Below are 11,562 nucleotides of genomic sequence, written 5' to 3'. Positions count from 1 at the left end.
TATCTATGATGACGCCAGGGATATGATTGACAATCTCATCATAAGCAAAAGTTTTGTCATCGAGTGCTTCAGCATGCTCGGCTCTTAATTGAGAGGCGTAAGAGCCGCTTGAACTTATTTGAAAACTTCCGCTTAGACTTCCAGAAGCGTCCAGTATGCAATTTGTGATGACATCACGTTTGCTTGGCTCCATTTCAGTTGGAAACTCAATAAATACTGCATCCCCTTTTGCTACGAGCAGCCCCAGACCTGAGTAATTATTTAAAGGCATACGATCATACGTAGAATAGGGGTTACCTGCGTCCATCAGGTATAGTTTGCGATCCAGGCTAAGACGGACGATCAAATGGTTGAAGTCATTCAATGAGGGGCTGTTATAGGTTATGATTCCATAGTCACGCTTCGCGATCAAGACAGGATCGGCGATATAACCGGCCTCTCTCAGGAGTGCTGAAAGGAGCAAGTTTTTTTCTACAGGACTGCCTCGACGGGCTTTGATAACTTCAGGCATTTGATCTGGCCAAATAGATGCAGAAGATGATCGAGTGACTTCATCTCTAACAAACAGAAAAATATCCCTTGGCTGCAGACCTGCACTGGAATCTTCTGGTGTTATTTCTGCGAACAGTTTCCTCAATTGCCGTGAACTACCTGAATATGAGGCGTACTCCTCCAAAAGAATCTTGGTCAGGTCTTCCCATTCCTTGATAAAGGCAACATGACCCCGCGGACCCTTATAGCGCACCATCTGCATATTGATTGAATAAAGATGATCTTCTCTGTTGTACATAAATGGCTCATCTTTTATCGGAGGAATGTCCTTGAATTCCCAGGTGTACCGGGTCACGTCGCGTCGATCTGGACTGGCTATCTCCAGTTTTTCAGGAGAGACAAGGTCTTTGGGAATATTTTTTGTTGATGCCGTGTATTCAAACCCCTGGGGCAGGGACATAGAGAACAGTGCGTATTCTGTTCTCAGATAACCCTGAAAATATTTTGGTGGGATTATACCAATTGAGGTTGCTCGATATTTATACTGATATTCTACTATGCATTGGTCTTCAACCCCTGGCAATGCAAAAACCTTTGCCAGCCACCTTTCTTTGTCCCCTTCTTCAAAGATATTAGCAGGGTCCAGCATAATTCTGCGGCCATCCGGTAAAATGGTTTGTGCTTTAATCGCAGAAACAGTGTGCTCGTTATAGAAGGGAATCCGTACATCTGCGTATTCTTTGCCAGCTTCAGTAAAAATCTGAATCCGAACATGTCTTTCACGCACAACATCCCATTCCTGCGAATCGATAGACATCCTTTCCAAATCGAAAAGAACAACGGCATCAGGACTATCTTCGTAGGGCGATTCGATTCTCTCAAACAGCTTCATATCAGGCTTATTCCAATATTCTGAAAAGAGGGATGCAGGTGCGCATGACATGAAAGTAAAGGTAAGCAGTGCAATTGAAATAAATTGAATTTGGCGGCTGAAATTCATGAATCCCCCTTGTGGCTAGATACGTTTAATAAAGTTGCTCTGTACGGCAATATTTGTTGATTTCCCTTTGAAGGTTGGCCTCATGCGATTAGAGAGACATTATTAAAATTTTAGCAGCAGCATTGCCTGATCTGCCGCGATGACATTTGTAAAAAAATCTTTCAATGCCGGATAATCCTCAGAATCAAAAATGTTTTCATCACGTTGATACTGCCAGGCGAACTGAATTGCGCCTCGTGTTGGCCTGATCTGTTTGCGAAAATGTTGACCGGGTCCCCTGTATAGAAAATCATCAGGATACTCAATAATCTCACATGAATCGGGTAGTGTAAAATTGACAGTTTCGTTGATCTTGAAGGTGGTATAAAACTGAATTGGATGGATTCGTTCCTCATCAACTAATTCATTCTCCTTGAAGTTTTGATAGAAATTTGTCGGAATATAAATCATGTCTCCTTGATCAGCGTAATAGTCTGGAATCTGGAAAAATATCTGAGTTTCAACGGGCAAGTAATAATCATTCATGTTCATTTCTAATGCTACACGTTCAATAATGATGCCGGGAAGATGATTAACCAGCTCAGCATAGGCGAATTGGACGGTATCCGTCGCCAGGGCAAATCTTTTTCGGAGTGAGGATGCGTAGTGTCCCGTAGAACGAATGTTAAAGTTGCCGGTCAAAGTGCCATCGGATCCAAGTTGACAATTTGTCAAAATGGTCCGCTTACTTTGTTCACCGTGATAGGGAAATTTAATAAAATTAGCTTCTCCTTCGGCAATGACTAATCCAATTCCACAAAAGTTATCAGCCGGCATAAGGGCAAAGCTGGAGTATTTGTCAGAAGCATCCAGAAGCGTGGTCTTATCCTGCTCCTTCAGCCGGACGATGAGATGATCGAAGTCCATCAATGTGGGGGAAGCAATGCTTATCCTCCCATTCGAGCGTCGACTGATAATCACTGGATCTGCATCATAGCCAGCTTCTCGAAGCAGGACCGTAAGTAACAAATTCCGCTCAGTCGGACTCGCAGAATTAAATTTGATGACTTTAGAAATATCACGAGTGAATATTGAATTATATCCTCTTGGATTAAGCTCGTCTCTTACATATTTAAAAATGTCTCTCGGAGACAAAGTGTCTGAATGTGTATCGGACTTTATTTTTTTTAGATATCTGCCTATCTCTCTGTCAGGATGAAGATAGGAATCATATTCTTCAACAAGGATTTCATTCATGTCCTCCCAGGTTTTAAGAAAAGTTACATCAATATGTTGATCGACATACCGGGTCAACTGCAATCCGATGGAAAAAAGATGATCCTCTCTATTAAAAAGATAGACCTCATCTTTTACTGGCGGGAGATTACTATATTCCCATGAAAAGGTCTTTGTCGGGAGAAAATCGTTGGGAATGTGAATTTTTTCTTCAACAGGAGCAACATAATCGTCAGGTGCATTACGGGCATTCGCAACGTATGAAAAGCCGCCAGGTAAAGTTATTTTAAATTTCGAATATTCAGTGTGCAGATCACTTTGAAAATATTTTGGAAGTGTGGCACCAACACTTCCCGTCCGAGACTGATATTGGTACTCAATAATACAATTATCCTCTACCCCGGGGAGTGCAAATTTCTTAAACATAATGATATTTTCAAACCCCTCATCGAAAACATCTCCAGGTTTCAGAGGGATTCTCCTCCCATCAGGAAGAATAGTCTGGGCTTTGATCTGTGTAATTTTATCAGTGTACATATAAGGGATCCGGATATTTGCGTATTTCTTACCTTCTTCGGTAAAAATTTGAATCCGCACATGGTGTTCCCTGATAATGTCCCAGCCGGCTTTAACGACATTTAAATCCTCAAGATCCCAGACCACAACTGCATCAGGGCTATCTATATAAGGTGATGTTGATCGGGTCAGGAGCGTATCGCTGATGATATCCCAGTGTTCGGAAAATAAAGTGAGAACAAGAGGAGAACAGGAATTGACAACGAAAATCAGGAATATTATTAAAACGAAATGTAAACGAGTTCGCATGCTCTGTGGAATCCCCTGTAAATGACCTGACACGTGTGAATGGTTCTATTTTAATGGACTATGGCTATGTGACAAGGCTAAACTCGACCAGAAGTTGAATCTTTACCAAAAAAGGCGTGCTTTATTTGGAAACAAAAATCATTTTAAGGCATGTATAAGAGAGTCATGATCCTTAAAATCCTATCAAGCGCGTTAATTCAACTGTTATTCCTTTCTGTCGTCTTCGCTGAAACTCCGGCATTTCAACTTTTAACTTACTCCTTTGGCAATCGTTCTGCTGCTATGGGGGGGACCCGTGCCGTTGATGCCTCAGGTAATTTTGATCTCCAGGGCAGCCCCGCTAGTGCCAGTTTTGTGGAGAATATGCAGATTCAGATTGGCGTTGTGAATCATCTTGTGGGTATCAAGGGCTATGCCTTAGGGGGTGTTCTGCCTATGGATCGCCACCGCTTAAGCGCCGAGTTAATCTATTTTGACTATGGTCTATTTGATAAAACTGATATTGTAGGTACAACAACAGGCAGTTTTGGCTATCATGAATTAGCCTCAACACTGGGTTATGCCTTCACGTTTTCAGAGGGTCTTCGTTTGGGCGCTCGAATCGGTCGTTTCCAGCGCGTTGCCGATGCCAGGACGGTGGGTGAATTTTACTACGATCTTGGTGCGATCTACCACAACGCTGAGGATTCTTTGACGCTTGGATTGTACCTGGCTTCTGCAGAATTGGGAGAAAGTTCTGAAGCCTTTCCAACCCAGCTTCGACTGGGGACATCAAAAATTCTATCTCATCTGCCACTTCGGCTTAACCTGGAGGGGATATACGGATTTAATCAGCGTCTTAGTTTTGCATTGGGATCTGAAATCCTGTTGCACCCCAGTTTCAAGATCAGGCTGGGAGTAAACTCAAACCGATTTGATCTTCAGACAGGTGTTACAGAATCTGATTTCATAGCTGGTGCATCAGCAGGTTTTGCGCTTGAATGGCAGGGCATGCTCATTGAATCAGCCACACAGAGTTTTGGGGCTGCAGGCTGGGTTAGCCAGCTCTCTCTTGCTTATCGCCTTTAGTCCACAATCCCGTTCCATCCCCACCCTCTATATTTATCATTAAAAAGACCGATGCTTTCCCTTACTGACAGGTTATAATAGTTATCTAAGGAAGTTTTGAGTGTGTGATGTGTCACCAACTCAAGGAAATTAGGGGGTTATTTTAAAGCGGGATAAGTATTATGAAGTTTTTATTTAAGACCATATTAAGCGCTCTGTTCCTGCTAAACCTGGGTTTTGGTGGATCAGCGCTGTCGGTCGAAAATGAGCTGCTAGTCCGCTTCGACGACGGTCTCACACGCGAGGACATTGAAACCATTCTGCTAGACGAGCCCCTGCAAATTGTAAGACAAATCAGTCGTCCCCTTAATCTCTGGTTGCTGCGGGTTGACCTTCAAAAAGCTCAGCTGCATCGCGCTCGTCATCGCATTGAGGAGTTCCCTGAGATACTTTATGCTCAAAATGATCACTTCCTCAGCTTGAGAAATGTGCCCGATGACCCTCTCTACGCACAACAATGGAATTTTAATAATACAGGTTTTGATATAAACGGAAATCCTTCAGGAACTGAAGATGCAGATATTGATGCTCCGGAAGCCTGGGAAATTAGTACCGGAGGGGAATCAATTCTCGGCCATAAGATCGTTGTGGGTATCGTTGATGGCGGTTGCGATATGGATCATGTAGATCTTATCGATAATCTATGGGTCAATCCAGCCGACACAGCTGGGAATGGTATCGATGATGACAATAATGGGTGGGTGGATGATTTCCAGGGCTGGAATGCATACAATCACAATGGCCTTATTCCTCAAACGAATTCAGATGCCTCCCATGGAACCCATGTTTCTGGAATTGTTGGTGCTCATTCAAACAACGCCAACCAGGTCGCAGGTGTAAACTGGGCTGTAGGACTGATGATCGCTGCCGGCGCAAGCACCACCACCTCTGTTGCGATGGAAGCATATAGCTATATTCTCGAGGCAAAATTGGCATGGTTAGCATCAGGAGGGGAAGACGGTGCTTTCGTTGTGGTCACAAACTCTAGCTTTGGCATTGATTACGCCAATTGTGACTCAGTAGATTATCCAATCTGGAATGATATGTACAATGCCATGGGTGAAGCCGGGATCCTTTCCGTTGCCGCAACCGCTAATAGCAATGTAAATGTTGACCTTTTAGGAGATGTCCCAACAAGTTGCAGCAGTCCGTATTTGATCACGGTAACCAACACAACCAAATATGATGTAAAGACGAGCAGTGCAGGGTACGGGGTTGAATCCATAGATCTTGGCGCACCTGGTTATGGAATTTTATCTACCAATTACAATCAGGGTGTATCAACAAAATATGGAACCTCCATGGCTGCCCCCCACGTCACAGGTGCCGTGGCTTTGATGCACGCTGCAGCCAATGAAAGTTTGGCACAATACAATGAAGAGAATCCAGCTCTGGCTGCTCAAATTTTCAAATCGATGCTGATTTCATCTGTTGACACGCTTTCAGGGCTGCAAGACATTACTTTAAGTGGCGGGAGATTGAATTTGCATCGTGCTGTTCTCAGAGCTGCGAACTGGTCATCGGCCGGTGATGGAGATCTTAACATTGATGGCCAGGTAAATATTCAAGATGTCGTAATTTTGGTCAATCTTATTCTGGGTATCATTGAACCTACACCAGAGCTGACGACTGCCGCTGATCTAAATTCCGACGGGAATATCACGGTTCAAGATCTAATCTTTCTCATAAACGTAATTCTGCAGTAAAAAAAACCCATCGACAAGCGATGGGTTTATCATCCTGTTTGGAAGTAGGATCAATACAGGAATTTCATAATAAACATAGCTCCAATTCCGGCCAGCGTTATCAAGAAAGCGCCCATCTGACGGATGGGGGTTTTGGGGTCTTGAAATACATTCACTTCAAATTCGTGAAAACTTGAAGAGCCACGGGAATCAGTAAGTTCAATTATAAATTTATTTGCACCTTTATTGGAAGCATCTGGTATCCAGGTAATCAATCCATCTTCCTCACTCATTTCAGCTCCGTTGGGGAGCAGAATCTTGGAGTACTTGATAGTGTCTTCGTTCAGATCCCGAGAGGATAATTGATAGCGATATTCACGATCCATGAGCACCACAGGGGATGGGGTTGAGGTGACTTCAGGCAGAGCATTCACAAACAGTTCAATTTTCTGTACATTTGTAATGAAACCATCGGTGACACTAACTTTGAACTGAGCTTTATTAATCTGATCTATTCCAGGGGTCCAGCGAATGACAGAGCCGTCTGTCAGTTTGATGCCTTTGGGTGCATCGTAGACTTTGTAAATCAGTTCCTGGTCAGTGTTTAAATCCAGAGCCTTTATCTCATAGACGTACTCTTGACCCGCAATGGCCATGGAGTCCGCAGTTGAAACAATGACTGGTGGGGCATTCGCATACACAGCGAATTTGTATGTATCAGAGCTGTATTTATCAGATACTTTCACGAAGATGTCGTTCCAGCCCTTCTGACCCTTAGCAGGTGTCCAGCTGATCAGACCTGCCGGTGTGATTGTCATACCCTTAGGTGCAGTTAAGAATGCAAAATTCAGATTTTGATCTTTGTTCAAATCCGTCACGGGTAAGGTTGTCGTATAGGGTCTTGCAACGGTTGCAAGGGTATCGGCCACTTGCCCAAGAACGGGAGGGCTGTTTACATAAAGTGTTACCTTCTGAAGATCATCCCTTAAACCATCTGAAACTGAAATGGTAAAACTTTGCTTGCCCAGCTCGGCCTCTGTTGGGGTCCAGGTGATATGGCCACGCCGACTGATGGCTAAATTGGGGATACTGCTTTCGGAGAGCAGAAAACTAATATCCTGATTGTTGTTGGGGTCGTTGACTTCAACATTGTAATTCCAGGGCTTACCTACTGGCACATGCTCTTCATATTTAGAAATAATAACTGGTGGGGTGTTGGCAAAAATTGTGAACGAATCAAGGACTGTAGACATGTCATCAGTCAGCTCAAAAAGGATGTCATGAAAGCCGGTTTGTTTTGGTTCGGGCACCCATGAGATTCTCCCAGAAGATTCCATGATTAGGTTTTGTGGAGCACGGACCGGGATGAGTCGCGCTGTATTATTCTTGTTCTTGTCCTGAATATTGACCTGGCCTACATAAGGTTCATTGATAAACGCAACGGGACCCGGTTTTTCCAGAATAAGGGGATGAATATTGACATAGAGTGTGAATTTTTGAAGAACTCGCTCGAACCCATCACTAACGCTCAGGCTCACGTACTGTGAGTCTAACTGGGTATCACTCGGTAACCAGCGAATCAGCCCTTCCTCATCTACTTGCATTCCCGCAGGTGCTGAAATCAACTCATACTCGAAATACTGTTCTTCGTTTAAATCTTCCAGCTGCACCTGATAAAGATACTGTTGCCCCGTTTCTGCTAATGAGTTTGGCGTTGAAAATATTTCCGGAACGTGATTAACGTAAAGGGTAACGGTGGTGTCTAGGTTTTGCCCAAACGAGTAAGCAATCTGATGATATCCAAGTTGACCCTCAGCGGGATTCCATCTTAAGATAAAGTCTTTCCCCAGGCGCATCCCTTCAGGATAGGTCTTAAATTTTACATACGCCTGACCTGGATCGATCTCATCTTGACGCGGTATTGTATGGACAAAACTCTCGCCAACATGGAGTGTAACATCTGGAGCTTTGGGTTTTCTGCGAATTTCAGGAGCCGGAGTTTCATTAATCACGGGTGTTACTGTTACAGGTTCCCGCACGGGGTCCGGAACGCTGCTTTCAGGAGTCACAGCGACGGAAACGCGGTAATCTTCATCAACTTCAGGATTGCTTTCGACAATTTCTGCTTCGTTGAGAGCCACAGCCATGAACTGATAACGATTGTTTTTTTCCAGGAGTAAGCCGTCATGAAAAGCCAGAGCATTGGAGGCATTGAGTTCGTTCTCCACTAGTGGGTGAAAAGTGTCGAAGGGTCTACTCTTGGAGCCTTGTTCTAAAAAATAAACGCGATTACCTGTTCTGATGAGGACTTCGGCCAGTCCGTCGCCATCCAAATCGCTGAATTTGAGTTGGTTTACTGGATCGGTAAATGTTTTCCAGACTGTTCCACCGCCGGTTGCATTATAGGCATAAATAGTTCCTTTTGAGCTGCCCATAAAAATTTGCTCTGAACCTGATCCCTTCAGATCCGCAGTGGATATTCCTGTTAGATTAATGACTTCAGAGAGTCCCGATTTAAGATTTACAGGTGAAAGCTGACGGGTGGCGTATTTATCTTCGCCTGTTGAAATAATGCTGGCAGCAGTAAATTTATCCCCGTGTTTTTGAAAAAGCACAATATCATCGTTACCATCATCGTCGTAATCATTAAAGACAAGCTGAACGGAGGCCGGTGTTAACACCATCTCGGCAGGTAAACCGGCATATTCAATTTGAATGTTTGAAGTACTAAAATCTCCCTTGAATTCAGCAATCAGCAGATTGGCCTGGGGAGCGCTTAAGGAGATGATCAATTCACTCAGTCCATCTCTATCGATATCACCGTATTTGATCTGGGTCGGTCTGGCATAGAGGCCGTTATCGGGTGTCCACCCCCATTGGAAACTTGGAATAAATTCAAAGTCCTGGCCTGACCATTCAAACCCATAAACCCAGGGTGCTTTGTTCCCAGAGGAAGCTGAAATTAGTTTTGTAATAGCAACAAGCTCTGGACGACCGTTCAAATTAAGGTCTGTCAGAGTAAAATCTACCCACTCACCAACCAGATTCTCTGGCAGCGCAAACCGCCAACTTATCTCGAAATTGCCATCAGGATTGACCTCAAAAGTGATGAGCTCAGAATTTGATCCGGCGATTTTACGAATTGCACCAAAATCGTTATTCCCATCATGATCAAGATCACCCAGATCCATCAAATGACTAATGTCGCGCAGGCCGTCAATCGCCCAAATACTCGTAGCCGATAGAACGATCAAGAGTGGGACTATCAAGATATGACGTACTATAACATGGCTAAAAAAATGTTTGCTCATCATGGGAACCCATTTCTTATCGATTAAAATTTTGAATCCTACTCCAAACTTTAAGCCAATTTATTGGGCTAAGCTACTGTATGCAATATAAATTTAAGCGGACACTTAAAGTAAATTCTTAAAAGACTTGTGTAAAAAAATGAGAGATAGTATATTGTGTCAACTACTTGTTTTGAGTGAAAGAGAAGCACAAGTTATCAGGCGATCCATTACGAAAAAAAGCCGTGTGTGTTGCATCGCTTGCATTTTAGTGTAAGAATCAGGGAGGTAATGAGAGAATGAAACCATGGTTGAGATTAATATTTGTTGTGGTTTTAACCACGGCTTCGCTTCAAGCACAATTCGCTGAAGGCCAGCCCGTATTACGTGGCGCCATCGGTCCGGCTTTCTCGTATATGGTCTCTCTTGATCTGGACGATGCCGCCTTTGCTGCTCTTAGCAGCTTTACCCCAGCGTTTGATTTGTCTGATGTTACAAATACCACAGGAATCAATAGTAGTGGTATGGTGGTGACGGGATTTGAAGGTTTTGGTGAGGTCACACCGCACTGGACGATTGGTATGTATGCTGGTCAGGGCGAATACATTGCTTCAACTCAAGATGCAGCGAATGTCGATTACACAGTAAATTTTGTTTTAAGCAGTGTGGGAATCACTGCAGAGTTCAATACTCATTCCCGATCTCGGCTAAAATTGCTAGCAGGCTCATTATTTGGAATTGGCCAGGCGAACCTCACGGCCAGCTCTTTTCCAGCAAATGAAAGCTGGAATGATATCATTGGCGGCGGCACAGCTCGTAAAGCCTTCGAGTTGTCTGCCTGGACACCGGTGGTGCAACCATACCTGGGTATGCGCTTTGATATTTCTCGATCCATGGGATTTAAAACGATTGCCGGATGGAATGAACAGGTCGCAGCTGCAGGTAGCTGGAAACTTTATCATAACAAGGTAATCTCAGATTCCCTGGAAGTTCCTCTCAGGGCGCTCTTCTTCAGATTTCAGCTTTACGTGATCCTTTGACCGATGCATGAGAACGTTTAACAGACATTGGGTCGTATTAAAGAAAAAAGCCATCCAGCATTAGCAAATTGTTTATAATTATATTGTAACACCCAAAAGGGTGCTTTCATCAAATCAATACGGCCACTATTTTGCGAGCCGTAATTTAATTTGGAACCTTGGAACGAAACCAGGATTAATAAAGAGTTATGAAAACCTTAAAACATATTTCGATTGTAGCCCTCATACTGCTTGGGATATTTGCCTTAAGCCCATCAGGTCAGGCGATTTTCGCCCAGGGTAGCGATTTTTACGATAAATGGAGAGATTTCCAGGATATGGTCAAAATCATCAACACCAACTATGTTGAGGATGTTGACTGGGACAAAACCATGCTTGGAGCCCAAAATGGACTCATGGAAGCCCTGGATCCCCACTCAGTGTTTATCGCTGCGGACCGCAATAAACAAATTGAAGAAAGCTTCCGGGGTAATTTCGAGGGTATCGGCATCGAATTCGATATTATTGATGATTATATTACAGTAATCACTCCAATTGTCGGCTCACCCTCAGACGGATTGCTTTTTCCCGGCGATCAGATTATCAAAATCGACAAGGCCTCAGCTTTTAAAATTACTCGCGATGGTGTCTTTGATAAACTGAGAGGCCCCAAGGGTTCTCGTGTTGATTTGGAAATCGCTCGATTGGGTGAATCAGAACTAATCCCCGTCACGATTCAACGTGACATGATCCCGATCTACAGCGTTTTGGCAAAATTTGTAATGGAAGACGGGACTGGATACATTCTACTCAATCGATTTGCTGCGACCACATCTAGTGAAGTGATTACCGCTATTCAAGAACTGCAAGCCCAGGGAATGGAGCGGCTGATTCTCGATTTAAGAAATAATAGTGGTGGCTACATGGAT

Annotated in this window: 7 protein-coding genes; 4 read left to right on the top strand and 3 right to left on the bottom strand. The window is 43.7% G+C overall.

Features of this window, described 5'->3' with window-relative positions:
* Together Q0668_RS06090 and Q0668_RS06085 are read right to left on the bottom strand one after the other, a co-directional pair.
* The coding region (locus Q0668_RS06090; protein WP_298861352.1) for a DUF3857 domain-containing protein at window positions 1–1,492 on the bottom strand (1,492 nt) is incomplete at its 3' end.
* A 102-nt stretch (window positions 1,493–1,594) separates the two neighbouring features.
* Entirely contained in the window at window positions 1,595–3,532 is a 1,938-nt protein-coding gene (locus Q0668_RS06085; protein WP_298861349.1) for a DUF3857 domain-containing protein, read from the bottom strand.
* 165 nt (window positions 3,533–3,697) lie between these two features.
* Between Q0668_RS06085 and Q0668_RS06080 the strand changes: the two genes are divergently transcribed.
* Complete coding sequence (locus tag Q0668_RS06080) at window positions 3,698–4,600, top strand: hypothetical protein (protein ID WP_298861346.1); 903 nt, start codon at window positions 3,698–3,700, stop codon at window positions 4,598–4,600.
* Between the two features lie 161 nt (window positions 4,601–4,761).
* The gene (locus Q0668_RS06075) at window positions 4,762–6,345 is read left to right on the top strand and encodes a S8 family serine peptidase (protein ID WP_298861341.1); all 1,584 of its coding nucleotides are present in this window, start codon (window positions 4,762–4,764) and stop codon (window positions 6,343–6,345) included.
* Between the two features lie 50 nt (window positions 6,346–6,395).
* Here the strand turns inward: Q0668_RS06075 and Q0668_RS06070 are convergent, their stop codons facing one another.
* The gene (locus tag Q0668_RS06070; protein WP_298861338.1) at window positions 6,396–9,638 is read right to left on the bottom strand and encodes an Ig domain-containing protein; all 3,243 of its coding nucleotides are present in this window, start codon (window positions 9,636–9,638) and stop codon (window positions 6,396–6,398) included.
* A 275-nt stretch (window positions 9,639–9,913) separates the two neighbouring features.
* Between Q0668_RS06070 and Q0668_RS06065 the strand changes: the two genes are divergently transcribed.
* Window positions 9,914–10,654 carry a hypothetical protein gene (locus tag Q0668_RS06065; RefSeq protein ID WP_298861335.1) on the top strand — a complete coding sequence of 247 codons (741 nt, stop codon included), beginning with the start codon at window positions 9,914–9,916 and terminating at the stop codon, window positions 10,652–10,654.
* 188 nt (window positions 10,655–10,842) lie between these two features.
* Window positions 10,843–11,562, top strand: a 720-nt coding sequence (locus Q0668_RS06060; protein WP_298861333.1) for a S41 family peptidase, incomplete at its 3' end; no start/stop codon positions are given.

The organism is uncultured Gimesia sp. (genome assembly GCF_937910335.1).
GTDB lineage: Bacteria > Planctomycetota > Planctomycetia > Planctomycetales > Planctomycetaceae > Gimesia.
The sequence above is the reverse complement of the archived record's forward strand: the minus strand, read 5'-3'. Positions and strand labels throughout refer to the sequence as shown.